General features: G+C 46.7%; 25 protein-coding genes and 1 tRNA gene. 21 read left to right on the top strand and 5 right to left on the bottom strand.

Features of this window, described 5'->3' with window-relative positions; all coding sequences use genetic code 11:
• The first annotated feature begins 20 nt into the window (after positions 1–20).
• From JIG40_RS05145 to JIG40_RS05130, 4 genes are all read left to right on the top strand, one after another.
• Positions 21–1,862 carry a sugar phosphate isomerase/epimerase and 4-hydroxyphenylpyruvate domain-containing protein gene (locus JIG40_RS05145; protein WP_055453163.1) on the top strand — a complete coding sequence of 614 codons (1,842 nt, stop codon included), beginning with the start codon at positions 21–23 and terminating at the stop codon, positions 1,860–1,862.
• Positions 1,863–1,994: 132 nt separating this feature from the next.
• Positions 1,995–2,945, top strand: coding sequence for an AEC family transporter (locus JIG40_RS05140; RefSeq protein ID WP_185961633.1), 951 nt, complete (start codon positions 1,995–1,997; stop codon positions 2,943–2,945).
• A gap of 81 nt (positions 2,946–3,026) precedes the next feature.
• Positions 3,027–3,947, top strand: coding sequence for a histone deacetylase (locus JIG40_RS05135; protein WP_143682602.1), 921 nt, complete (start codon positions 3,027–3,029; stop codon positions 3,945–3,947).
• Between the two features lie 3 nt (positions 3,948–3,950).
• Entirely contained in the window at positions 3,951–4,433 is a 483-nt protein-coding gene (locus JIG40_RS05130) for an NUDIX domain-containing protein (RefSeq protein WP_143682601.1), read from the top strand.
• Between the two features lie 32 nt (positions 4,434–4,465).
• On the opposite strand, the gene JIG40_RS05125 is transcribed toward JIG40_RS05130, so the two are convergent.
• The 3 genes from JIG40_RS05125 to JIG40_RS05115 all read right to left on the bottom strand — a co-directional run bounded on the left by JIG40_RS05125 (position 4,466) and on the right by JIG40_RS05115 (position 6,967).
• Complete coding sequence (locus JIG40_RS05125) at positions 4,466–5,659, bottom strand: amino acid aminotransferase (RefSeq protein ID WP_154184151.1); 1,194 nt, start codon at positions 5,657–5,659, stop codon at positions 4,466–4,468.
• 318 nt (positions 5,660–5,977) lie between these two features.
• A tRNA-Ser gene (locus tag JIG40_RS05120) sits at positions 5,978–6,068 on the bottom strand.
• A gap of 335 nt (positions 6,069–6,403) precedes the next feature.
• A complete protein-coding gene (locus tag JIG40_RS05115) occupies positions 6,404–6,967 on the bottom strand; it encodes a putative peptidoglycan-binding domain-containing protein (protein ID WP_199464908.1) in 564 nt (187 codons plus the stop codon).
• 639 nt (positions 6,968–7,606) lie between these two features.
• Between JIG40_RS05115 and JIG40_RS05110 the strand changes: the two genes are divergently transcribed.
• The 7 genes from JIG40_RS05110 to JIG40_RS05080 all read left to right on the top strand — a co-directional run bounded on the left by JIG40_RS05110 (position 7,607) and on the right by JIG40_RS05080 (position 15,117).
• Positions 7,607–8,653: a tyrosine-type recombinase/integrase gene (locus JIG40_RS05110; RefSeq protein ID WP_199464907.1), complete on the top strand. Its 1,047-nt coding sequence runs from the start codon at positions 7,607–7,609 to the stop codon at positions 8,651–8,653.
• The gene (locus tag JIG40_RS05105) at positions 8,650–8,901 is read left to right on the top strand and encodes a co-chaperone GroES (RefSeq protein ID WP_199464906.1); all 252 of its coding nucleotides are present in this window, start codon (positions 8,650–8,652) and stop codon (positions 8,899–8,901) included. The genes JIG40_RS05110 and JIG40_RS05105 overlap by 4 nt, the downstream gene beginning before the upstream one ends.
• Before the next feature lie 500 nt (positions 8,902–9,401).
• Positions 9,402–10,094, top strand: a complete 693-nt coding sequence (locus JIG40_RS05100; protein ID WP_199464905.1) for a hypothetical protein — start codon at positions 9,402–9,404, stop codon at positions 10,092–10,094.
• Positions 10,095–10,120: 26 nt separating this feature from the next.
• Positions 10,121–11,059, top strand: a complete 939-nt coding sequence (locus JIG40_RS05095; RefSeq protein ID WP_244662635.1) for a hypothetical protein — start codon at positions 10,121–10,123, stop codon at positions 11,057–11,059.
• Positions 11,052–12,650, top strand: coding sequence for a hypothetical protein (locus JIG40_RS05090; RefSeq protein WP_199464903.1), 1,599 nt, complete (start codon positions 11,052–11,054; stop codon positions 12,648–12,650). The genes JIG40_RS05095 and JIG40_RS05090 overlap by 8 nt, the downstream gene beginning before the upstream one ends.
• Positions 12,647–14,023, top strand: a complete 1,377-nt coding sequence (locus JIG40_RS05085) for a hypothetical protein (RefSeq protein WP_199464902.1) — start codon at positions 12,647–12,649, stop codon at positions 14,021–14,023. Before JIG40_RS05090 ends, JIG40_RS05085 begins: the two co-directional genes overlap by 4 nt.
• Positions 14,024–14,028: 5 nt before the next feature.
• Positions 14,029–15,117 (top strand): hypothetical protein, encoded by a 1,089-nt coding sequence (locus JIG40_RS05080; protein WP_199464901.1) that lies wholly within the window; start codon positions 14,029–14,031, stop codon positions 15,115–15,117.
• A gap of 315 nt (positions 15,118–15,432) precedes the next feature.
• Here JIG40_RS05080 and JIG40_RS05075 read toward each other — a convergent pair whose 3' ends face one another.
• Both JIG40_RS05075 and JIG40_RS05070 read right to left on the bottom strand, forming a co-directional pair.
• Entirely contained in the window at positions 15,433–15,615 is a 183-nt protein-coding gene (locus JIG40_RS05075) for a hypothetical protein (protein ID WP_199464900.1), read from the bottom strand.
• A gap of 14 nt (positions 15,616–15,629) precedes the next feature.
• Entirely contained in the window at positions 15,630–16,058 is a 429-nt protein-coding gene (locus tag JIG40_RS05070; protein ID WP_199464899.1) for a hypothetical protein, read from the bottom strand.
• Positions 16,059–16,416: 358 nt separating this feature from the next.
• On the opposite strand from JIG40_RS05070, the gene JIG40_RS05065 reads away from it, so the two are divergent.
• From JIG40_RS05065 to JIG40_RS05020, 10 genes are all read left to right on the top strand, one after another.
• On the top strand, positions 16,417–16,614 hold the full coding sequence (locus JIG40_RS05065) for a hypothetical protein (RefSeq protein WP_199464898.1): 198 nt from the start codon (positions 16,417–16,419) through the stop codon (positions 16,612–16,614).
• 225 nt (positions 16,615–16,839) lie between these two features.
• Positions 16,840–17,040, top strand: a complete 201-nt coding sequence (locus JIG40_RS05060) for a hypothetical protein (RefSeq protein ID WP_199464897.1) — start codon at positions 16,840–16,842, stop codon at positions 17,038–17,040.
• Positions 17,041–17,141: 101 nt separating this feature from the next.
• Positions 17,142–19,715: a hypothetical protein gene (locus JIG40_RS05055; protein ID WP_199464896.1), complete on the top strand. Its 2,574-nt coding sequence runs from the start codon at positions 17,142–17,144 to the stop codon at positions 19,713–19,715.
• Between the two features lie 72 nt (positions 19,716–19,787).
• On the top strand, positions 19,788–20,372 hold the full coding sequence (locus JIG40_RS05050) for an ABC transporter ATPase (RefSeq protein WP_199464895.1): 585 nt from the start codon (positions 19,788–19,790) through the stop codon (positions 20,370–20,372).
• Positions 20,373–20,425: 53 nt separating this feature from the next.
• Positions 20,426–21,022 carry a 3TM-type holin gene (locus tag JIG40_RS05045; RefSeq protein WP_020432434.1) on the top strand — a complete coding sequence of 199 codons (597 nt, stop codon included), beginning with the start codon at positions 20,426–20,428 and terminating at the stop codon, positions 21,020–21,022.
• Positions 21,012–21,317 (top strand): chromosome partitioning protein ParA, encoded by a 306-nt coding sequence (locus JIG40_RS05040; RefSeq protein WP_199464894.1) that lies wholly within the window; start codon positions 21,012–21,014, stop codon positions 21,315–21,317. The genes JIG40_RS05045 and JIG40_RS05040 overlap by 11 nt, the downstream gene beginning before the upstream one ends.
• Before the next feature lie 2 nt (positions 21,318–21,319).
• Positions 21,320–21,925, top strand: coding sequence for a hypothetical protein (locus JIG40_RS05035; protein WP_199464893.1), 606 nt, complete (start codon positions 21,320–21,322; stop codon positions 21,923–21,925).
• On the top strand, positions 21,918–22,415 hold the full coding sequence (locus JIG40_RS05030; RefSeq protein WP_199464892.1) for a hypothetical protein: 498 nt from the start codon (positions 21,918–21,920) through the stop codon (positions 22,413–22,415). Before JIG40_RS05035 ends, JIG40_RS05030 begins: the two co-directional genes overlap by 8 nt.
• 9 nt (positions 22,416–22,424) lie before the next feature.
• Positions 22,425–22,964, top strand: a complete 540-nt coding sequence (locus tag JIG40_RS05025) for a hypothetical protein (RefSeq protein ID WP_199464891.1) — start codon at positions 22,425–22,427, stop codon at positions 22,962–22,964.
• Positions 22,957–23,589: a phage baseplate assembly protein V gene (locus JIG40_RS05020; protein ID WP_244662634.1), complete on the top strand. Its 633-nt coding sequence runs from the start codon at positions 22,957–22,959 to the stop codon at positions 23,587–23,589. Before JIG40_RS05025 ends, JIG40_RS05020 begins: the two co-directional genes overlap by 8 nt.
• Positions 23,590–23,591: the final 2 nt, after the last annotated feature.

Genomic DNA, 23,591 nt, shown 5'->3' with positions numbered 1-23,591 from the left:
CGCCAATTAAGGATAAAGAAATGAAAACAGGAATTGCAACGGTCAGTATTTCCGGTTCGCTGGTGGAGAAGCTGCACGCGGCGGCGAATGCCGGCTTTGATGGCGTGGAAATTTTCGAAAACGATTTGACGCAATCAGAGCTCACGCCGCGTCAGGTCAGACAGTTGGCGGAAAGTCTCGGGCTTGAAATCATTGCCCTGCAACCGCTGCGTAATTTTGAAGCCATGCCGGAACCGCTGCGTAAGCAGAACTTCTATCAGGCACGGAAAAAGTTTGAGCTGATGCATGAGCTGGGCACGTCGAAACTGATGATCTGTTCTAACGTCTCGCCACACGTGATTGACGATCCTGCCCGTGCCGCGGCGGATTTACATGAACTGGCCGAACTGGCGCAAAAAGAGCACTTCATGATTGGCTATGAAGCGCTGGCGTGGGGACGCTTCGTGCACGATTACGACCAGGCATGGGACATCGTCAAGCGAGCAGACCACAGCCACTTGGGTATTCTGCTCGATACTTTCCATATGTACGCGCGCAACAACACGCTCGATACGCTGCGCAACGAAATCACCGCCGACAAAATCGCGTTGGTGCAACTGGCGGATGCGCCAAGTCTGCAAATGGATGTGCTCAATTTTAGCCGCCATTTCCGTTGTTTTCCGGGGCAGGGCGATATGCCGATTCTGGAGTTCATGCAGTGTCTGAAGGAAAAAGGCTATCACGACTATATCTCGCATGAGATTTTTAACGATGGCTTTCGTGCATCGCAGGCGACTGAAAAAGCGATTGATGGCATGCGTTCGCTGATTTGGCTTGGTGAGCAGCTCAAAGAGCCAGAAGTGCCTAAACCGACCATTGATGAACTGGCGTTTATCGAGTTTGCAATTGAAGGGGAAGATGGCCAGCAACTGGTGGATTTGTTTAAACAGCTTGGTTTTTCGGTCACTCATCGTCACCGCTCTAAAAATGTCGATTTGATGCGCCAAGGCAACATTAATTTGGTACTCAATCATGAGCCGAAGAGTCAGGCGCACCAGTACTTTTTGTCTCACGGTGTTTCGGTGTGTGCTCTCGGATTAGGGACCAGCAGCGTCGCTCAGATGATCAAACGCACTAAGCACTACGGCTGCGCGCGTTTTAACAATCAGGCCGGGCCGGGTGAGCTCAATATTCCGGCTATCAAAGGTGTCGGCGATCAACTGATTTACTTTGTCGACAGCCAATCGCAACCGGAGTTCTTTGATATCGATTTTGTGCCGGTGGCTCACGATCAGGAGCAAACCGAACAGGTCGGCTTGCAGGCATTCGACCACGTTGGTCAGACGGTTCTCGATACCGATATGCTTTCAGCGACCTTTTTCTTTAAGGCATTGTTTGGCTTTGATATCGAACCAAGTCAGGATCTGACCGACATTAATGGTCTGGTCACCAGTCGTGTCGCAAAAAGTCCGGACGGAAAAATCCGCATTCCGTTCAACTCGTCATCGGCACGTAACTCCGCAGCGCAACGATTTGTGAACCGTTCGCAGGGAGCGGGCGTACAGCAAATTGCATTCAACTGCGAAGACATTTTTGCTACGGTGAAAAAGGTCGCCAGAGAGTGCATTTTGCCGATTCCGGCGAACTACTATCGTGATTTGGATGCGCGTTTTCAGCTTGACCCTGAATTATTAACCACGATGCAGGAGTACAATGTGCTGTACGATGAAAATGACGATGGCCATTTTTTCCACTTCTACACCAAAGAGCATTTCGGTGTGTTCTTTGAAGTGGTGCAACGGGTAAATTATCAGGGCTATGGTGAGCCGAATGCGCATATTCGCTTAGCCGCTCAGGCTCGCGAGCAGCAACGTAGTAACTAAGCGTTCGCCCACGCAATGTGATCATGAATTGAGGGTGATGCCGCACGGTGTCACCCTCTGCGTCTTTGCGCTGTCAGTTCGGTCGGTGTCGCGTCATCGCGCTAGGTTTCTATAACGATAAGGAAAGCAGTTTTGAACGTTTTGTCGGTCGTGTTTCCCATCTTTCTAGTCATCTTCCTTGGCTATTTATGTGTTCGTCGCCGCTTGATTTCTGCGACATCTGTTGCCGAGATGGGGCGCTATGTTATGTATCTTGCGCTGCCGGCGGTCATCGTCAAAACCCTGATTGATCTGCCTTTGGATGACCTGTTCAATCTGCGTTATCTGCTCGCGTATCTGCTGACCTCTGTCAGCGTAATGGTACTTGGCTATTGGCTGCTGAATAAAGCTGGCGCGCAGAGCAAACTCGACAGTGCGGTGATGATGACGGGCATGGTGGTCCCCAACAGTGCGTTCGTTGGTTATCCCATCATGCTGCAATTGATGGATACGCCACCAGTAAGCGGCTTTGCGATGGCGCTGATTATTGAGAACCTGTGCATCATGCCCGTCTGTTTTGTGCTGATGGATTATCACTCGATTACCACCCAAACCGGATTGCGTCAGCGCTTGCTTGGCGTCGCCAGGCGTACGGTGAAAAACCCGTTGCTGATCGCCATTGTGGTTGGTGTGTGTGGGAACGTGTTGTCCGTGCCGATCCCGGATGTAATTCGTCAGACGCTGACGCTGCTGGCACCGTCGGCCGTATCGGTTGCGCTGTTTGTTATCGGCGGCTCGTTAGCCGGAGTGATGATGAAACAAACCCGCTGGGTACCGTTGTCGCTGACCATGCTTGGCAAACTGATTATCCACCCTTTGGTGGCGCTGATGTTGATGAGTTGGTTGCTGCCCGGTGAACCGGAATTGACCATGACGCTAGTGGTGATCACTGCCGTACCGATGATGAGTATCTACGCGATTGTGGGTGAGCTGTATGGTCGGCGCGCCTTCTGCGCGACAGCGCAACTGACCACGACGGCTGCGTCACTGGTGACCATTCCGTTGATGCTGAGTATTGCGCACTGGTGGCTGGCTGCTATGTAACGTTATCTGGATAAGCGTTGCTGTGATTTTTTAACTGCAAGCTGTTAACATTCGCTTATTCGAAATTGTACTGGCACGGCTATGATCCCTCTGGTCTACCACTCTATTTATTCTCAGTTGCCTCTGCCGCAAGGGCATCGCTATCCGATAAACAAGTACCGCCTGTTGTATGAAGCACTGCTCGGCATGCAGGCTGACTCGGACTGGTCGCACGCTTTTGAATTTTTCTCGCCCACTGCGCTGACGTGCGAGGAGATCAAACAGGTTCACGACAGCGAATACGTCGATGCGCTGACTTCCGGCTCGCTGCCTGCGGCGAAAATGCGCCGTATCGGCTTTCCGTGGAGTGAAACACTGATTGAACGTACGCTGACTTCAGCGGGCGGCACTTGTCTGACGGCTAAACTGGCCGTGGAACATGGCGTGGCGATTCACCTTAGCGGCGGTTATCACCATGCGCACCGCGATTTTGGTAGCGGCTTTTGCCTGTACAACGATTTGGTCTTGGCAGCGCATCAGGCCTTGATGCTGGACGGAATTGACAAAGTGTTGATCGTTGACAGTGATGTGCACCATGGCGACGGCACCGCGACGTTATGTGCGGCGCGCGACGACATCATTACGCTGTCGTTTCATTGCGACAAAAACTTTCCGGCGCGCAAGCCCGAATCCGACATCGACATTGCGCTAAGCCGTGAAGCGGGCGATGACGAGTTCCTAAGCCATTTTCAAGCGGTAGTGGAGATGGCCGTCAATCTGCATCGCCCCGACCTCATTATTTATGACGCCGGCATCGACATTCATCAGGATGACGAACTGGGTTACTTTAATGTGTCCACCAATGCTATTTTTCAGCGCGACTGCTTTATGATGCGCCTTGCCAGACAGCATCAGTTGCCGATGGCGTGTGTGGTTGGTGGTGGCTATCGCAGCGACCATCAGACACTGGTGCCGATTCACATGCAGCTTTTTAAAGCCGCATTTCACGTTCACAAGGAGTAACCCATGGAACATCGTATTCGCGGCGCGGGCCTGTTAATTGAAAACGACGCCATTTTGTTGGTGAAAATTCATGATTTTACCGGTGAATATTGGATTCCTCCCGGCGGTGGGTTTGAAGTGGGTGACCGCAGCACCAAAGCGTGTGTTCAGCGTGAGTTTCGTGAGGAAGCGGGTATTGATGTTGAAGTGGGTGAGCTGATTTGCGTGCGCGAGTTTCTTGAACGCAACCCGCAGCGTTATCATGCCGAGTTTTTCTATGTCATCGATAGTTACCGGGGCACGCCGCACATCGAAAATCTCAAAGGACTGAATGATGAAGAAGCGATTCAGTCGGTGGAGTGGGTGCCGCTGGATAAGCTGCCGACCATGCGTATGTACCCTAAAGAGCTGCAAGGCCCACTGATTGAACTGGTGCAACAGGGGCGGTTCAGCACGCACCTTGGCAGTTACATTCAGGGTAATGCTGAAGAGGTGAATCATCTCTGATCAGACGTGCCCGATCAGAGATGATGTTGTGCTTACAGCGCAGCAAACGCGGCGGCGACTTTGTCTACGTTCGCGGCATTTAAGCCAGCCAGACACATACGGCCGCTCGCAATCAGGTAGATGCCGTGGGTTTCGCGCAACGTATCGACTTGCGCCGAACTAAAGCCTGTGTAGCTGAACATGCCTTTTTGTTTAATCAGGAAGCTGAAATCTTGATCCGGACGCAGTTGCTTCAGTTTGTCGTGCAATGCTTCACGCATGGTCAGAATGCGGCTGCGCATGCCTTCCACTTCATTCAGCCATTGCGCTTTGAGTGCTTCACTGCACAGCACGCCAGAGACCACTGTCGCGCCGTATTTAGCCGGGCTGGAGTAGTTGCGGCGCACAGTCGCTTTTAGTTGACCCAATACGCGCGAGGCTTCTTCAGCATTGCCACACACCACAGACAAACCACCGACACGTTCTCCGTAGAGTGAGAAAATCTTCGAGAACGAGTTGGAGACAAAACTCACCACGCCTTCTTCATGGGCAATCTTACGAATCACATACGCATCGTCGGCCATGCTTTCGCCGTAACCCTGATAAGCCATATCAAAGAACGGGATCAACTGCTGCTGCTTGATGACGTCAATCACTTCGTCCCATTGTGCTGTGGTCAGATCTACGCCCGTTGGGTTATGGCAGCACGGGTGAAGCAGCACGATGTCTTGCGCAGGCAGTTGGCGCAGCGCGGCAATCATGCCGTCGAAATCGAGCATTTTGTTTTGTGGGTTGAAGTAAGGGTAAGTGCCGACGTTGAAACCAGCCCCGGCGAAAATTGCGTTGTGGTTTTCCCACGTCGGGTTGCTGACCCATACTTTCGATTGTGGAAAGTAGTGATGGAGAAAATCTGCGCCAATCATCAGTGCGCCTGAGCCGCCTAAAGTCTGAATGGTGGCAACGCGCTCGGTTTCCAGTGCCGGATGGTGAGTGCCAAATACCAGCGATTGCACGGCAGCACGATAAGGTGCCAAACCTTCCATGGGCAGATACACGCACGGTTGTTTCTCAGCCTGAGCCAGTTGTTCCTGCGAGGCAGCCACCGAGTCCAGAGTGGGAATCTTGCCGTTTTCATCGTAATACAGGCCGATGCTCAGATTGACTTTATCTTCGCGGCTGTCCGCCATGAATTTTTCCATCAACGAGAGGATAGGGTCTCCGGCGTAGGCAGTAACGTGGTTGAGCACAGTATTTTCTCCTTATTGTATTTGACCTGATAACTGTCTGAGCTGCGTTTGAAGGTGTTAATCAGGTTCAGCGTCAGTTCGACAAAAATAAACAGGCCGAGGTCATGCAGCCCGATGACCGACAATGACACCAACAGGATTGTGACGTCAACTCTCAACTGCGCGGTGAGTGTTTTTTGTTGTGAAGAGAAGTTCGCCAGCGATATGAACTTTGCGTCGCTGATATTTGGAAACGGTAATGCTCAGTGCATTGATACGAAAAGAATGGCAAAGCAGAAATGAAAAAAGCCGCTGATGACTCAGCGGCTTTTTCGAATGTGGCGGAGAGATAGGGATTTGAACCCTAGGTACGCTATTAACGTACGCCGGTTTTCAAGACCGGTGCTTTCAACCACTCAGCCATCTCTCCGTTGTTGAGGCGCATATTATCGGCCTCTGGAAATCTTGTAAAGCCCCAATTGAACTGTTTGCTGCATTTGTGCGCGTTTAAACGCAAAAAGTTGTTCTGAGTAGGATTTTTGGGAGTTTGTGACACGAAAAAGGGGAGTTTCCATGTGGAAACTCCCCTCTAGGTGTATGGTCGGACTGAGAGGATTTGAACCTCCGACCCCCGACACCCCATGACGGTTTATCTTATTTGTTAACCTGTTGATTTTTAATGTTAATGCTTGTTTTATAGCTATGGTGGATAGTGCATTTTAGTGCAAACACATACATTTAAATCAATGAGTTAGCAGGTAGTTTTCAAACCAATCCAACTCGATTTCTCATCCATCCATAGACGAAGCTTTCGTTGTTTTCCCTGGCTTGCGTGATATCCAAATAACGGCCGCCTTGGCTGCAGTTGAGCGATTTCCACAATACCACTTCACCCTCTTGGCCACGTTTGCTTAAGAACGCCTTCAGAGCAGAGATTGTTGCTGGACCAACTTGGCCATCGATGACCAAATCTTTGTAATAAGACTGCTTGTTGTTGAATACATTTAACCAACGCTGCAGGAATACAGCTGCGGTGTTCTGACCCATGTTAATTCCGGTATCAATAACCTCTTCACCAACAATTGCACTAACGGCGTGTATGTCGTCAAAGTTAACCCGTTGCACGTATTCGTTTAGATAGAGTGAATAGGCTATCTCCGGCGTCAAGTTAGCCATTGAGTCTTTGTAGCCTAAGCGACGAGCCGTAGCTTCTGTTATGCCGTAAGTAGTATCTCCGCCCAGGTCATCAACGTGGTTTGATCTGAATCCTTCCTTTTTCATAGCTTCAAGGATGATTTCATTAATAGTTCTTGGTTTAGGTATACACATAGCGTTCTCCTTTGGTTGCCATGTGCATTCTTATCTTGTTGGAAAACCCTTAAGAGGGCGTTCTTTAAGGTGTCGATACGCTAACGTACGGTCTCTTACCCCATATAAAGAACGCCCATCATAAAAAGGCGCTTCGACTTCCTAATTGTTCTGTCCCCCGCACCCCCTTAGAGAATATGGGCGCGCAGACAGGGCTCTGGACATGAAAAATAAGATGGTGGCCTGAGTCTGCTCTGTCAATTCCGATGTCACGCATACTTAGTCAAAACCTGTGAATATATGGAGTATCTTTCTCAATGCCGCATTTCTACTGGTTTTGTAATAAATTTACGCCCATGCATTAGTCTATTTTTCACATGCATTCGCTTTGTTTTTCCATGTATTGGCAAATTGATCAATTTTGCGCTGCTCTTCTTTCTTTTCTTTCTTTATTTAATAAAAAGAGAGAGATAGATAACTAGGAAAAGAGAAATGCGCGCAAATAGGTCCCCATAGATAATTTTTATTGTTCATTTTTTATCCCATATGTTTTTTTAAGCTCCATATGTTTTTCCATGGATTATTTAAAGCCCTCCAAATTGCTGAAAGCCTTGTAAATACTAGCTTCAGTTAGTTCTCACTTAGCGAGCCCACAAGTCCATGGATTTTTCTGCCCCTGCCAAAGAAATGAAAGCTTCATCAACCCAATCTGATCTAATTGATCAATTTCTTACCTGGAAGCAGGAGAATGAGAATTGCAGCGCTAGGACAGTGAGAAAATATCGAGGTTTGCTTAACCAGTTGGGGAAGTTTCTGAACGGAAACTTTGCTAACGCTGAGCTTAAAATTTTGGAGCAGTTCTCTGGCGGCTGGTTGCATCGAGCTGGTTATTCAGCAGCATCGAGAAAAGTTGCTGTTGCTGCTATTCGAGGGTTTTATTCTTTTCTTGCCAAACGCCGTATGGTTTCTAAAAACCCGGCTCAAGATTTGGTTTACCCCCGGATGGGACGCAGGCTTCCAAGGTTCATGGGGCTTAAAAGTGCCGAGGCATTATTGTTTCAGCCTGACTTATCGTCATTATCTGGTGTTCGAGATAGTGCTATGTTGGCATTACTCATTGGTTGTGGCTTTCGGGTTGCTGGTTTGTGTGGGTTGAATGAATCACAGTTAATCTGGTATCAGTATGGTGAAGTTGAGCGTTTGGCCATAAGAACATTAGAGAAAGGTGAACGTGAGCGTTTAGTGCCGGTACCACTTGAAGCCATGCTTTTAGTCCAAGCATATCTTGGTCACCAAGACTTAAGAAATGTTGACCGCTTACTCGAGAACGGTGATCAAGTATTGTTTGTTAATTTGCGTAATCGCCATGTTCCTGAATGGGAACATCGAGGCGAGTTGCGTCGTTTATCTACTCGAGCAGTCGATAGAATGATAAAACGATACGCTATTGATGCCGGAGTTCCAGAAGACCAGGCACATGCTCATGCTATTCGCCACCTGTTTGGTACCGAGCTGGCCGAGTCCGATTCCTCTACACTGCAAATCCAAGCGCTAATGGGACATGCTGACCCGAAGACCTCAGAAATTTACACTCATATCTCGATGCGTAAGATGACTAATGTTCTCGATAAAGGAAATCCATTAAGTAAGATGGACACTCCAGTTACGGCATTATTGAACGAATTCAAGAAAGGTAAATTGGTATGAAGTTAAGACCATTGCACGATTGGGTAGTCATTGAGCGTGATAAGCCGGTTGAAGGTTTACTTTGGATTCCGGACATTCCTGTGAACAGAGGTACCGTTACAGCTACAGGGCCAAAAGTTAAAGAGGTTAATGTTGGCCATCAGGTCCAATTCAATCCTTATTCAGGATTAGAAGTAGCATGTAATGGCCAAACCTGGTTGTTTATTAACGAAGCAGAGATATCGTTCATTAATTGTGGGGGAGTTTAATTACTCCCCGTTAGTTATATCAGCTTGGTTCCACTCCTGAACCGTTGCAATGCTGACATTGAATGGGGTCATAAGGACAACCTTCTTCTTCCCACTCTTGTTGTGTACGTCCAGTCGCTTTACCTACTCCAGACCCACCACATACGTGGCAAACTTCATTTTCTTAATCCATCTGTCTTTCCTTGAAATTGTTGATAGCTTTGCTTAGTTAGTACCAATTCAATCTTAGAATATTTGAGAGCTCTACACAGACTTCCTTACTGCACTTTAACGTCTTAGAACTTATATAACCCGTCTTTAACTTATTTTCTAAACTCAGGTATACTGGATGTTGTCGGACGATTGCGGGACCTCTGAGAACTCACCTTCGAAACGACCAAACTCTGAAATGTGACATGTATCACTAGCTGCACATACTAACAGAATGCGCAGTTCATCAGCTTACTGTGGTGACCGAGCCTTTGTGTTTACTGGATACAGTTTTCATAAAGGACTAGGTAATGTGCAGTTCAATTCAAAAATATCTAGATGTACTTAAGGATCATCAGGTCACTGCTCATGGGGTGGGGGCTCGGCATAAAGATTTACCCCTGCCAATAGAGGGGGGTAGGTACCTAGATAACTACACCAAATTAGAACTTTCATTAAGTGACCTTGAGTTAGAAAAAGCATTTAGCTGTTTACCTCTTCCAAGCCATTGGGCTGAAATCCAGAACCATATCGGTGCATTAAAGTTTTTAGAGTTGTGGCGAGGTTTAGAAGAACTCCGGACTGGTCATCGGTTACGCATTCAAATTGGTAAGTTGAAGGACAAACACCTGCAGATGACCACTGATGAGTTTGAACTTTGGCTTGATGCTCAGCGTTTATCTAAGCCTTGGTTTGAAGTCTACTATTCGACATCTCCGGAACAATATCGCTTTATATGGAAAACTCTTTACGACGTTGCTTTCTATCCGGGGAGAAGAACGCTGCGAGTTTACGTCCCTCTTTTTAATACCTGGAATACGCATTTAAAACACATCCTAATGTTCAGCCTTCTTAATGCAGGCGTCCCTAAGTACAAAGTTTCACAACACCTTTTATTTTGGACTGGCCAAACCGCGTCGCAATCACGCATCAACTTAGCTTCAAAGATGATTACTGATTTTAATCCCTCCAATCACAATCAAAAATCTGGCGAAATGGTGTGATGAACGAGCATAAACAGCCAAAGTCCATGATTACATTCAAGTGCGCCTCTTGTGATTACACATTCAAGAGCGAAGCATCACGCATTGAAGAAGAACCAAACCGAGCGCATCCGTATCGATATTTCGCTATTTGCGACAGCTGTCGGCGCGAAGTGCAGCAAGTTCCTTGGGAGGTCGGTCAGTTCTGTGCAGTACTGGCAGCGACAGGACCAAGAACAACGGAAGGTAAAGCCAAATCATCAGCAAATTTGCAAGAAGTAAGCAACAGGGGAGTCAGTCGATTCAACGCACTTAAGCACGGCGCCAACGCAAAAACAGCCTTGTTTTTCCCTGCTCGCCCTGGCAAATACCCGCAGTGTAAAACCTGCGATGTTGACCATGCCTATTGCGCGACGCAGCCTGCTTGTATCAAACGAACCGAACTGATGATGCAGCACCTAATCGCCTTTCAGTCCAATGACCCAACAAAACTCACTGAACTGCATGCTATCAACCAGGCGAACTTGGCCGCGATATTTCAGGACATGATGCAAACCATCGTCTCTGATGGTGTAGCTTTGCGTAATCCCGTTTATGACTTCGATAAAGAAGGTGGTTTCCATATTGGTCAGTACAAAAATGATCATGGCGTGATGGAAACTATTGAGGAAGTGAAAGCGCACCCATTGCTCAAGCCAATGCTTGAGATGCTAAGCAAAAACAATATGTCGATGGCTGACCTCAACATGACGCCAAAAGTCCAAATTGACCACGGCATCGAGATGGGCAAAACGCGGGAACATGAAGATGAACGTGAATCCGCACTTGAGTATCAACGCAAGATGTCAGAACAGATGGACGGATTACGCGACATGATCTCCCGTTCTAAGCAACGAGTGAGAAGTGACGACATTTTGCTGGAACACAATCAGGAATATTCTGCAGAAGACGCGGATGTCATTGATAGCGAGGTAAATAATGGCTGAACGCGTCACAGCGAAAGAGCGGGTTGAAATCCAGAGCAGAGCTGAAACTGAGATTATGCGATATGCCGGAAATCACGGCATGTGGCACAAACATGTTCACAACGTAGAGCTTGACCCAGTCCAGTTGCTCAAAATGGAAGAAATGGATACGCACCAAAACACGGTTGATTACAGTTGCCGTCGTACTGGTAAAACTGCCGTCAAAGAAATGTACTTTTTGGAGTACAACGCCATCAATGGCGATCAGGAGGGCGGTATTGTTGCGCCTCGTGAAGCCCAGTCATTGGTGAATCTTAGTTATCATCTGGATGCGATTCGCCGCTCTGACATTTTGAACGGATTTATCGCTTATAAATCGGGGCGTAAGCAGCTGGCAGACACCTACTACGAATTCGCTAACCGTTCAAAAGCGCGAGCTTACGGCATCATGGCCAACGTCGATGGTGGTGATTTAACCTGGGCATCATTAGAAGAAGTTGATGATATGGATTCTGATCGTCTTTACGGTCGATTCCTATTGATGATGGGCTCCAATCGTCGCTTAGGAGCCAGTAAAACAGCCATCAACAAACCACAAATCCGCATCACTGGAGTATTCAAAGGCGCTGATACTCTCAGCGGGTTGATAGATTCTGGCGAATATAGCTGCCTGCCAACCGTTGATTGCTACCTTGGTATTGAGCTCGGGATTCTGAATGAAGAATTCATCATGTCGATGCGTAAGCAGTTGCCGGAAGATGAATACATTCGTCAGCTGCTGTGCATTAACGTTGCCGCTAAAAACTTGATTTGGGAAAAGTACATTCGCTATGCCATTCAGGTTGGCGTTCGCATTGGTTTGGAACCAGTAGAGCCGGAACCTTACACCGTTTACAAAAAACGTGGCGTACTCTCTTTTGGCTATGACCATACAGGTCACGGTGAAAACCTAGCTTCCTCTCGATCTTCGCTGATTGTCGAAGAACAAATCGGTAATTTTTCGGTCGTTATCTTCGCTAAAACTTGGCACCCGGGAACGGATGAAAGCGTTATTCGTAAAGATTTGGTCGGATTCTGGCGTTACTTTCGCCCTGATTACGCCATCGGTGATGCCTTTGGTATCGGGCTTATAACGCAGGTTAACGATGATCTATTTGCTGAAGGCTTAACGCAAATCGACCGCAAAAGTATTGGTGGCGGTGAGAGCACGGCGACTACATGGCCAGAATGGGCGTTTTCCCCTTTACGTTTTGAAGGTATGGCTAAACATCAAATGGCTCAGTCATTACGTAGCGCATACCACAACCGCCAAATGGTACTTCCTTATGTTGATGACCGAGACTCTGACCCTGCATTAGAAGATTACGTCAGCCTGCCAAGGCAGCTCAAAAACATCAAACCATCACCTGTGAAAGCGGGTAGTTACAGCAGTTATCAGATGGTGAAGAAAGCGTTGGGTGATGACTTATTTGACGCGCATATGGCTTCACATTGGGCACTCGTCACTCAAGGCGCTGCGCCAGTACCAAGCATCATCACTATTCACCATAAAACACGCGAACAACTTCTAGGCGCCCCAAGCGCATTCGATCAGCTAAGGAATTTACGATGAGCAAGTTCTCCCAAATTTGGGCCATCTTGAGAAATAGACCTCTTCCTTCCGCGCCTAATACATCAGGTAACCATCATGGAGAGGCAACAACAGAGAAAGGTCATATTGCTGATCCTGAACGTTCGGTGCAGTACCTCTATGACCAAATGCAAATCGACCCTCAATTAAGAGCGGCCATCGTAACTATTCGATATATGGATAAGGTTGATCCAAGGGTGAAGAAAATCCACCGTCGTATAGCTCGTGATGCCACTAAAGGTGGTTTGAAGTTGCATTGGATTGGCAAAGAAAGCCCACGAATTAACAAACTATGGCAGCAGTTTGTTTTACGTCTGCAGATAAACAACCGTATGAAGCTGATGAGTGATGCAGCAGGCTTGGCTAAAGAGGGCAACCTTCCTCTGCAATGGATCGTCAATGAATTGCGTCAGGTAACAGGCTCACTGCGTATGCCTACAGAGACCATTATTCCAATCGTTGACCAAACAGGGCGTTTTAAAGATACCAAGAAAGCGTTTCGTCAGGTTCACCCAGTGACTATGCAAGAGCTGTGTACCTTTCCACTGTGGCAGCTAACAGTTAGTCGTTTGGACCCTGACAACTTCGATGATATGGGGTGTATGGGGCGCCCATATATGGATGCTTCCCGTAGTATTTGGCAGAAGCTGAAGATGACAGAGGAAGACTTGGTCATTCGCCGGCGTACTCGAGCACCGCAGAAGCTAGCTCACTCATTAGATGGCGCTGACCAAAAGGCTCTGGATGAATATCGAGAGCGAGTAGAAGGTGAATCTGGTGAAATTGCTACCGACTTTTACGGTAACAAACTCAGTGTTACCGCGGTTGGTGGTGATGCTAACCTGGAACAAATCGCAGATATCACCTTGCTGATTGATGCTTTCTTCTCTGGTGCTCCAGCGCCAAAAGGTTTGTTTGGTTATGTGGATGACTTAGCTCGTGATGTTCTCGAAGACTTGAAGCGTGATTATTACGAAGAAATAGATTCATTGCAGGACGCATTGGCTTATGCCTATGAAGATGGTTTTAAGCTGCAGTTATTGTTAGCTGGCATTAACCCAGATTCTTATCAGTTCCAGATCCAATTCGCTGAACGTATGACTGACAGCAAAAACCAACGTGCAGATTTGGCTCTTAAATATCAGGCTTTGGGTATGCCGCGTAAACTTGCTTGGGAAGCAGCTGGTGTTGATACTCAACGAGCTGAGGCAATGCGAGAAGAAGAGGCAAACAGCAATGACCCTTATCCAGAGCATAACGAACTGGAAGAGGAGGAAGACGGAAAACCGAAAGTTAGCATCACGCCAAACAACCAGCCGAAAGGCGAAAGCGCAACTTCAATCAGTAACGGGTGAATGCAATGGCCGAGAATGAACGTACTCAGGTAAAAGCCACCATTCGTAGAGCGATGCAGGCAGCAGAACGGGCAACCAATGAACTCGATGCGCAGGCGATGAGGGAGCTGGCAACTCTGTATCAGTCTGCACTAGTCGAAATTCAATATCTCATTACCAATGCTGCAGATGAACTAGGCATGGTTCGACTTTCCCAGTTACAGGCTCTTACCACTCAGATTGAAGGCATCCTTAATCAGATAAATCTAACTCAATCGAACATGGTTGATGGTTATATCGTTGAAGCGGCCAAGAACGGTGGTAATACGTTTTCAACCACTATCCCTGCAGAGCGAGTTTCGCAGTCTATTGATTCAGCTGTTTTAGCTGTGCGAACTATGAAGCAAAAAGATGGTTTACAGCTTAGCGATCGTCTCTGGCGTGTTCATCGCAATGCAAAAGAACAGTTAATTCAGGCTGTAGAACGTGCGGTTATTTTGGGTAACTCTGCAGCTGATGCTGCTCAGGAATATCAACGAAGAGCTGAGGCGGTACCTTCTGAGATTTCTCAACAGGCAAACATGGCAAGCAATTCAGCACTCAATAAAAAAATGAAAGATGTCTTGATTGATGATCAAGGCGCACCGTATCACCAAATTAAGCGAGTGATGCGTACTGAAATCAACCGAGCTCATGGCATGGCTTTTCAGAATTCAGCCTTTGAGGATGAGTTTGTTGTTGGTACCAAATTCAAACTTAGCCCTAATCACCCAAGGCGGGATATTTGCGATATGCACGCCAGGGTTAATTTGTATGGCTTGGGAAAAGGTGTTTATCCCAAAGGAAAGAGCCCATGGCCAGCGCATCCAAATACATTGAGTTATGAACAAGTGGTGTTCATCGATGAAATCACAGAAGACGATAGAACTAATACATCAAATCGCATTGATTGGTTAAAAGGGCAGAGCAGAGACACACAAAAAGCGGTGCTTGGCCATGATAAAAAGGTATCCGCATTACATCGGGATATCCTGTCTCAAAATATGATAGCTACGCCTTGGAAGCACTTAGAACCAGCTTTGAAACGTAAGGGTATTGATACTGACAGCCTGTGAATAACTTGCCCCCTGTTTTCCACGTAGATTTCCTTATAATGCTTACGTCAGCCAAAAAGTTAGAGACAATCAGTCAGTTGCTAGGGGATTACAATGAGTGTTGCACCAAATCAAAGTCATCAGCTAAACCAAACCACTCAGCTAGTCAGTAAGGTCACTTGTATTTGTGGCCACTGCATTTGTGATAGTGAAGGTATCATCCGTTCTCGATGCGTGAAGCTTCATGAAGGTACAGCATTGTGCCGTTGTAAGCGTTGGGTAAAAGTGCCAGTTGTTAAAAAAGCCTGAGTTGTCAGGCTTTTTTAGCTTCAATGTTTAAAGGCCTTCTAAAGTTATAGCCAACTTGTCGAATTCAGCTTCAATTGTTATCACTTTGTCAGATGATAAACGTACGATGCACTCACCATCATCAGCAGGCTCAACACTGACTATATGGTTTGCGTTAATGGTAATTGGTTCTTCTGTGTTTAGTGACTTGAATGTCAAAAAATTAGCCATGTAAATTTCCTTGTTTATAGTGAAGTAACGTAATCGTTCCCATTCCCTTGGTACTTCTTACCTTGGCAAACAGAAACACATAGCTCTTTTTGAATACGTAATGTTTTGCCGTCTGGTGAAATACCGAAAGAGCAGGTGTGTCCCCATGCATTGAACGAGTTAGGAATGCTTTTAGGTTCTTTTGATACTTTGAATTTTATTTCTACGCGGCTCATTGCACCGTCTAAATCAGTCCAGTCGCTTAAACCATCATAAGAAAGATCTTTACTATACTTGTTTAAAGCAGGGCACTGAGTTATCAGTTTTTCCCAGTTTGAATTCACGATGGATACAATTTCGGTCTTTCCTTCAAAGGTTGGCTTTGCTAGTCCATTATCATCGCTGCCGCAACCAGCGAGTAGAAATGCTACGGGTAAGCAAACCATGTAAATGACCTTTTTCATAACAACTCCGTTTATATAAAGTTTTATTTATCGTATAGATATACAACCTAATGTATAACCTTGACTTTTAGAAAATGCGCAGTTAGTCTCATTGTCATAACAGCAAAATCTGTTAACTGGGTTAGCGTCCAGAAAATTTACACAGAGCCCAAATAAGATGCGCTCAGCGTCTTTTTTTGTGGGCGGTGTTCGCGCACACCTAAAAAAGCAGTATTCTATGGTGGCTCGGGCAGGGGAGACTTTGGTCTCGCCAGTACCTGTGTAGCTGGTAACGCTAACCTTGTCCGAGCTACCACCCTTTGAGTATTAGCGTTCTCTTTGTGGTAGCAACTGAAGCTATTACACAGGAGACATAGCTATGTCTGCACAAACTCATTCTACAAAAGATTCCCATTCACTTGTTTATGAAGCACGCCAAATGGTCGGCGGTTTATCTGCTATGGCTGGTGCTGGCGAAGGCACGGTTGAAACCTTAACCGCTGAACAACTTTTCTTTCTTTTCCAAGCTCTCGGTGAAAAGCTCGATGCTGCTTTGATCAGTATGGAGGCGCACTAATGGGTAGTCTCTCACCAGTACATAAACAACCAGATTCGTCGTTTGACGTAGCACTTGACGCATTGTTAAACAAACCGTACCGAGCAGTAGTCTGTGAATGCGGGCATGTTATCTTTACTCACAAAGGAATGATTCGATCGCGATGTGTAGATGTTAGAACAGGCAGGGCATTGTGTCGGTGTAAGAACTGGGTTAACGTTCCAGTTAATTAGTTGAGGTGAGAATATGAGTAAAACATTAGATCCTTTCCATCAGCATGAAGCGATGGACCGTACCTATATTCAATTGGAGCAATTAGAGTCTGCACTTGGAGAGCATCCGGTAATTAAAGGTGATAGTGCAGCGAAAGAACTTTATGAGAAGGCGATAAATTCATTGTCGGATCTTTATCAGTATTTAGGCAGCAACGAGGCAAAAGAAGTTTAACCCCTCCAAACGGTTAGATGCTCATTCCAAACTGTCCATAAATGGCGACCGAGCCCCTGAACTTTCAGGGGCTTTTTTCGTTTATAGGCAAAGGAAATCTCATGATTAAGTCTCACCTCACGGCTAGTGTTGTACTGGCGCTTTCATCTTCAGCACCCCATGGTGTGATTCATCTACTTTCTGACGCTGTAAAGGTGGATACCTCAAATAAACGCAGTGTCGTCACCATTACCCGAACCGGAAAATTTTGTGACCCACGATACGGTGAGTTTGAACTGACCCAGCAGATGTTCGATTCCATGATCAAAAACTTCAACGCTGGAGTTTATGGCCAAGAAATCAATATCGATATTGCACACAAGCCAGAAGATGGCGCTGGGGCGGTGGTAAGACGTTTATTTACCGACCGTGGACGTTTACGAGCAGAGGTGGAGTGGTACGAACTCGGCATCAATAAAGTCACCAAAGACGGTTTCAAATACTTGTCTGCCGAAATACATCCTAATTATGTCAGCAACGAAGCCGGAGAGAACGGCCAGTATCCAGAATTTGGTCCAACGCTCTTAGGGGCAGGTTTGGTCACCCGACCATGCATTAAGAACCTGGACAAAATCGAACTTAGTGAAGCCAGCCTTCACGAGTGCCCAACCTATCTTTCCGAGTCTCTAGCTAATAAATTTTCTGAGGAACGTCAAACCATGTGGACCCAACTAATTGCGCTGTTTGAAAAGCAGCTGAAAGGTTTAAAGCTGTCGGCTGAGCAACACACAGCGATGGTTAAACTACTTACTGATTCACTGACAGGTATCAGTGAAGAAACTCAAGCAAAAGCACTCAGTGAACAAATCGAAGGCATTGCCAAGCAGCTGTCTGAATCGGGCAGTTCATCTGTGCCGGTGATCAAGCTTACTGGCGGTACGTTAAGCGAAGATGATGTCGTGCGTATTCTTGGCGAACAAGCCACTAAAACAGCCCAAGCTCAAGCCGAGAAAAAGCAAAAGCTCGGTGCCAAAGTGAAAATCTTTACTGATGCGATCGATAAAGCCGAAGGCCTTAGCGACGAAGTGAAGAAAGAACTAAAAGAAACTCAAGACCTGATCACGGTTGAAATGTCTGATGAGCAAGTGACCAAACTGGCTGAAAACCAAATTGCTCATGGCAACCAAAAAATGGTTTCTATTCAGTTAAGCGGAATGGGCTTTATGGGCTCACCAACTGGTTCAGTGGTTCAAACTCCAGACCAACAACGCGAAAGCTTACAGCTACAAGAACAAATTCACGCTAACCTACGTAACACCAATACTTATGCGTTAGGTCAGTTACACCTTACTGAAGAGAAAAACCTGCCTGCGTTCTGTCGTCAGGTACTTGCAGAGTTTGACCGCCAAAACCACCGCCGTATTCATGCTGAACGTCTGGTACTTGCGGGGCAAGGTGGCGCTAACGTTATGTCTGATTCGGAATTGCCAGTATCAGTTCAACGTGAAGTCATTCGTGAAGCTCTATCTGATCTCAATGTTCTGCAGCTGGTGCAAACACTGACAGATTTCAGCGCGTCAGCAACCACTCAAATTCCATACGAAAGCCGTGATGTTTCCGCCATTATGGGTGATGGCATTGTGTTTGAGCACGGTACCATTCCAAAAGTGAAAAACTCACAGCGCATGGATTTGGCTTACGTATTGCCAATGAAAGTCGCGTTTGAAGTCTCGAACGAGCTCATGCATTTTTCCAAGTCATCAGCCATTAACTGGGATGCTTGGGGTCGTAACGTAGCAACAGCTAGCCGCATCATCAAAGAGATGGTTGCACGTCGCATCGTCAATGCGATGCAACGCGTCGCTGACTCGTACTTAGCTGCAGAGGTGAACGGTGAAGTAATCACTGCTCAGCTCCAAGATTCGTATGAATTCAAAACAGCACAGTTCCCAGTAGTAGCGCCGCATCAACAATACGATTTGCAAGGCAACACCGTGGGTACAACAGAAAACCCAATGGTGCTCACCATCGATGCAACGCAAATTAAGCCATTTGATGGAACAGGCTCACAGGCTGCAGGTACTTACTACATTGTTACCTCATACAACCTAGGCAAGTTCGTGTTGGTTGATGAATCTGGTGCATTGAAGTCTATCACCGCTGGCGCTGCGTCTATCAGCTATAGCTACGCAACCAACATCGTCAAAGTGGACAGTGATATTCCAGATGGCGTAACGCCAGAGAAGCACTACAACAAACTGTTGCAGGCGATTGGCCGTCGTAAAGCCATCATGAAAGATGATCGCTTTATCACTCCTGACTTCCTATTGATGTCACACACCTTGAACGATACCTGTACCAACGCTGAGCAGTTCGTCGCATCGATGAAGCGCAACGGTACTGACACCAATGCACAAGGTGATCTGGAAATGGTGAAAGCGCTGCCTGCGTATTCAACTAACGCTCCAGCAACGCATCTGGGTGATGAACGTATCATCATGGGCCAAAAAGGCGCGATGGCTTATTCAGTGGTGAAACCATTCACTCTGAGCGACATGCAAGAAGCGCGTGATGCTAATGGTCAGTTGAAAGGTGGTAAGGAAGCGTACGGTGAAGAGTACAACGCAATTCACTGTCCTAAACCAATTCGTAACCGCTTTACCAGCGTACTGTTCTATTCAGCTTCAGGTCGATAGAGCGAGCCATTGCCCCGTTACTGTAAATACAGTTTCGGGGCCTTTTTGCTAACCAATTTAAGGTAATAAATCATGCCAATCATGACTGCATACACAAACAATACCAAGCAAGCCGTTAATATCGGTGGTCGCACTGTTCATCCTGGTGAAACTCGTGAAGTGGATGCGCGCTTTGTTCCTGCTGCGGCTCAGGTAAATCGTGCGATCGTTATTCTCTATATCAACTTCAGCATTACGCCTAAGTACTTTGGTCAAACAGTCGTGCAGCCAAACGCTGCAGCACGTTTACCAATTATCCATTTTGAAAATCCAAACAAAGCGGATGCCGGTGCATTCCAGGATAAGATTTTCGAAGAACTCCTAACGAAGAAGATCGACGAAATTAAGCCTTTCTTTTCCGAGTTGACGGATGAAGAACTGGCGCGTTTATCAGAGCTTGAAGCGGCTGACCAGAAACGTAAGGGACTACTCAGCGGTATTGATGAAGAGTTGGCCACACGAAAAGCTGAGCGAGACTTAACGCCTGAAGCTTTCGCCAAAACGCTAGAAGGTAAGGACGAAAGCGACCTGCAAGTTGAACTGCTCGCAGCGGGCGACAATAAAATGAAGCTCAAAGTTATCCAGGAAGCTTTGTCCAAACTTAAAGAGCAACAGTAAACCCGCCAATCATAGCCCGGACTAGCTTCGGGCTTTTTTCTTAAGGAGTCTCTATGTGGGATAAAGTTAAATCACTCATCGCAGATGCAGCGCCTTTGGTTGGTAGCTTGATAGGTGGTCCAGTAGGTGGCGGTGTTGGTGCCTTGGTGGCGAATGCTCTAGGGGTGGAACATACACCTGAAGCGATTGAAGCTGAAATCCGCCGCAATCCTGACGCGTTACTCAAGATCACGGAAATGGAAAGTGAAGAGCGTATTCGGTTACGTGAATTAACTTACCAGCAAGCTGAACTCGAAAGTACAGAGCGCAAACTTGCGCTAACCGAGCAGCATAAAACCATGCAAGCCGAATTGGCGAGCGACGACGCTTATGTTCGTCGTTGGCGCCCAACATTTGGCTATGCCGTTTGCTTAGCCTGGTCATCATTGTTCTTTGGTATTTGTCTGCTCATGATCATTCACCCTGAATACACAGAGCAAGCCTTTACCGGAGCTGCAAAACTCACGGGCTTATTCAGTGTGGCGTTAACCGTTCTCGGGCTGAACATTCACAAACGTTCGCAAGATAAACAAGTCTCCGCAGGTGTGGTGCCAGCAGGCGTGTTAGGGAGTATCGCCTCGACCATTCGCGGAGGTAGTAATGTCAAATAGCCCTGTATCACAAGGCGAGTTCCACTCTTTCCGTGTTGAAATGCGTGATTACATGAAGCAGCAAACTAACCTAATGAGCCAGATGGTTGAACTACAAACCAAGCACTCAAATTTGGAAAACCAGTTTGGGCGCTTAGATCGCGATTTCGACAAATTGGAAGAACGAGTAAGACCTTTAGAGCAAGGGCAGAGTGGTACCAATGAAAAGACCAAGTACAACCGTGATCTTATCTGGATACTGCTAGGCATTCTCGGCAGCGTCTGTACTTTTATATTTAAAAATCAGGTGGGTTAACCATGCAATTAGCTACGTTAATAGACCGTCTAAAGAAAGCCATGATGGATAGCGCTGAACTTATTGAAGGCACTGAACAACAAATAGTTGAAACTGCCTTGTCTGATTTCAGCCGCTATCGACCACATACTAAGGTCGCGACCTTTTCTCTCATGACAAACCAAATGCTCTATTTGGCACCGAGTGACATTATTCGAGTTAGAAATGTGCTGTATGGCCAAAGCCAAAGGGCGAAGCAACCTTGGGAACAAGGATACCCTCGAAAGTTACCGAGCTTGTCTGTGATTGAAAGTGATGAAAACCAGAAGTGGGTGCAACTTTCTCATTACCCGTCTGAATCGGTAGTGATGAGCTGTGGTCGCGACTTCTCATACACCTACTACGGTAGCCGTAAAATTGTTAACGATGCCATTTCTGTAGATGTTCAAGATGAATCTCTGCTGCTTCTTCGCTGCGTTGCTGAAGCGGTGAAATACATTGCGGTTCATCAACTGAATAAAACTGTATCGGTGCGTAATAGTGTGGGTGGTGAAGCTAAGAACGGAACGCCAGCGGCTATTCATGAGCAGTTGATGACACAGTTTGAGCGACAGGTGAAAGATGCGTGAGTTAAGTGTTGATTTACAAACGTCGATATTGGATGAAGCTTTAAGGACCGCACCAGACATAATTAATAAGCGTCTCAAAGCTGGCATTAGTACTGCTGGCTCTTTAGTTTCCAAAACTGTTCGAGAAGAAGCCCCAAAAGGTGAAACGACGCTAACTCATTCCATCAAAAGCCAAATGAAAGGTGAACTGCAACGCATGATCACCAGCTCACTGCGTTACAACGCTTTTGTTGTACAGGGAACCGATGCCCAAGGAATGCCACCTGTTCAATCAGTTCTTGATTGGGTTCGAGTCAAACGCATTCAGCCCAAACACCCAAAAGCCGATCAACGAGATTTGGCTTTTATGATTGCTCGCTCTATCGCCAAGAACGGCACCCAAGGCAATGACTTCTACGACCGTGCCGCAGAACAAACTCAAGACCAAGTCGCTGATATTCTCAAGCGTTCGGTGAATGACGGTTTGCGAGCTGCAGGTTTTCAACTCTAGGAGAGCAACATGCCACAACCTATGCCCAATGAAATATTGGAAGGCATTAAAAGTGCTTTTGAAACTCGCAACCCAACACGCACAGTAACTCGCAACTGGCAGGATAGAGCCGCATACAAAAACGAAGACTTAAAGCTTGGCATATTAACGCTGGTTTATTCAGGTGAAAGCCCACTTGGGGATGTGTACAACACCAGAATGAACTTCATGGTGATTGGTCGCATTTACTGTGGAAAAGATGCTGACGGTATCGATGTTGAAGATGCAGAACTCAATTTCTTAAAAGAGTGGCGATTGTTTTGTTCCTCGTCGGCCGCAGGCAATATTTCTATCCAGAAAGTGATGACATCGCAGCAACAAGAAAAACCAGATGGTTGGTTTATCTGTGAATGCGTGGCTGGCCCGTATGACTTCGGCGGTGAGATTGATTGGTTGCCAGAAGGACCAGAAGAAGTACCGGCTGAAATTCATGTTGGGCTTTCGCCAGATATTGGCAATGAAGAGAACTATTTTACGTTGTCAGATTTGGAGCCAGAAGAGAATGCATGAGCTTACTCAGTCTCAATTGGTGCGGCGAATATCTCAGATGATCCAAATTGGAACCATAAAAGAGGTTCAGGCCAAACCATTACGTTATGTTGTGCAATACACACCTGAACTTGAAACGGATTTGATACCGGCGAATGTTGGTCATGCTGGCGCTGTAAAAGATTTTGCTCCTCTACAGGTGGGAGAACAGGTTGTAGTTGTTAAAGAGTTCGATACTCAAGGTGGCGTTATCGTTGCCAGCCTGAACCAGAACTCAAACGACCAACCGAAAGATGACCTCAACTTGTTTTATCGGGAATTTCCAGACGGTACTTGGTTGCAGTACGACATGGGTAGCAAAGTTCTGTCTGGTTCGGTAGTTGGCAAAGTTAATCTCGTTGCAGCAACAGAAATTCGCTTAGCTGCTCCCAAGCTTATATTTGATGGCGACATCGAGCATAACGGTAAGCAAACCTCTACGGGTAACATTGCATCGCAAGCCAGCATTTCAGCTGTTGTTAACGTTTCTGCCGGACAAAATATTTCAGACAGTGTCCGTTCAATGGCTGAAGACCGAGATATTTACAACGACCATGATCATCAACACGGTGACCCAATCACGGGTAAAGCCAACCAAAAACAGTAGGT

Source organism: Vibrio sp. bablab_jr001 (assembly GCF_016464285.1).
Lineage (GTDB): Bacteria > Pseudomonadota > Gammaproteobacteria > Enterobacterales > Vibrionaceae > Vibrio > Vibrio fluvialis.
This window is presented reverse-complemented; position numbering and strand designations above follow the sequence as displayed.

Excerpts from the sequence above, each read along its gene's own strand:
- JIG40_RS05035 (WP_199464893.1), top strand. The coding sequence starts at position 21,320 with ATGCAATTAGCTACGTTAATAGACCGTCTAAAGAAAGCCATGATGGAT.
- JIG40_RS05060 (WP_199464897.1), top strand. The coding sequence starts at position 16,840 with ATGAGTAAAACATTAGATCCTTTCCATCAGCATGAAGCGATGGACCGT.
- JIG40_RS05145 (WP_055453163.1), top strand. The coding sequence starts at position 21 with ATGAAAACAGGAATTGCAACGGTCAGTATTTCCGGTTCGCTGGTGGAG.
- JIG40_RS05130 (WP_143682601.1), top strand. The coding sequence starts at position 3,951 with ATGGAACATCGTATTCGCGGCGCGGGCCTGTTAATTGAAAACGACGCC.
- JIG40_RS05090 (WP_199464903.1), top strand. The coding sequence starts at position 11,052 with ATGGCTGAACGCGTCACAGCGAAAGAGCGGGTTGAAATCCAGAGCAGA.
- JIG40_RS05070 (WP_199464899.1), bottom strand. The coding sequence starts at position 16,058 with ATGAAAAAGGTCATTTACATGGTTTGCTTACCCGTAGCATTTCTACTC.
- JIG40_RS05020 (WP_244662634.1), top strand. The coding sequence starts at position 22,957 with ATGCATGAGCTTACTCAGTCTCAATTGGTGCGGCGAATATCTCAGATG.
- JIG40_RS05135 (WP_143682602.1), top strand. The coding sequence starts at position 3,027 with ATGATCCCTCTGGTCTACCACTCTATTTATTCTCAGTTGCCTCTGCCG.
- JIG40_RS05115 (WP_199464908.1), bottom strand. The coding sequence starts at position 6,967 with ATGTGTATACCTAAACCAAGAACTATTAATGAAATCATCCTTGAAGCT.
- JIG40_RS05110 (WP_199464907.1), top strand. The coding sequence starts at position 7,607 with ATGGATTTTTCTGCCCCTGCCAAAGAAATGAAAGCTTCATCAACCCAA.
- JIG40_RS05105 (WP_199464906.1), top strand. The coding sequence starts at position 8,650 with ATGAAGTTAAGACCATTGCACGATTGGGTAGTCATTGAGCGTGATAAG.
- JIG40_RS05055 (WP_199464896.1), top strand. The coding sequence starts at position 17,142 with ATGATTAAGTCTCACCTCACGGCTAGTGTTGTACTGGCGCTTTCATCT.
- JIG40_RS05100 (WP_199464905.1), top strand. The coding sequence starts at position 9,402 with ATGTGCAGTTCAATTCAAAAATATCTAGATGTACTTAAGGATCATCAG.
- JIG40_RS05080 (WP_199464901.1), top strand. The coding sequence starts at position 14,029 with ATGGCCGAGAATGAACGTACTCAGGTAAAAGCCACCATTCGTAGAGCG.
- JIG40_RS05045 (WP_020432434.1), top strand. The coding sequence starts at position 20,426 with ATGTGGGATAAAGTTAAATCACTCATCGCAGATGCAGCGCCTTTGGTT.
- JIG40_RS05085 (WP_199464902.1), top strand. The coding sequence starts at position 12,647 with ATGAGCAAGTTCTCCCAAATTTGGGCCATCTTGAGAAATAGACCTCTT.
- JIG40_RS05065 (WP_199464898.1), top strand. The coding sequence starts at position 16,417 with ATGTCTGCACAAACTCATTCTACAAAAGATTCCCATTCACTTGTTTAT.
- JIG40_RS05025 (WP_199464891.1), top strand. The coding sequence starts at position 22,425 with ATGCCACAACCTATGCCCAATGAAATATTGGAAGGCATTAAAAGTGCT.
- JIG40_RS05050 (WP_199464895.1), top strand. The coding sequence starts at position 19,788 with ATGCCAATCATGACTGCATACACAAACAATACCAAGCAAGCCGTTAAT.
- JIG40_RS05040 (WP_199464894.1), top strand. The coding sequence starts at position 21,012 with ATGTCAAATAGCCCTGTATCACAAGGCGAGTTCCACTCTTTCCGTGTT.
- JIG40_RS05095 (WP_244662635.1), top strand. The coding sequence starts at position 10,121 with ATGATTACATTCAAGTGCGCCTCTTGTGATTACACATTCAAGAGCGAA.
- JIG40_RS05030 (WP_199464892.1), top strand. The coding sequence starts at position 21,918 with ATGCGTGAGTTAAGTGTTGATTTACAAACGTCGATATTGGATGAAGCT.
- JIG40_RS05075 (WP_199464900.1), bottom strand. The coding sequence starts at position 15,615 with ATGGCTAATTTTTTGACATTCAAGTCACTAAACACAGAAGAACCAATT.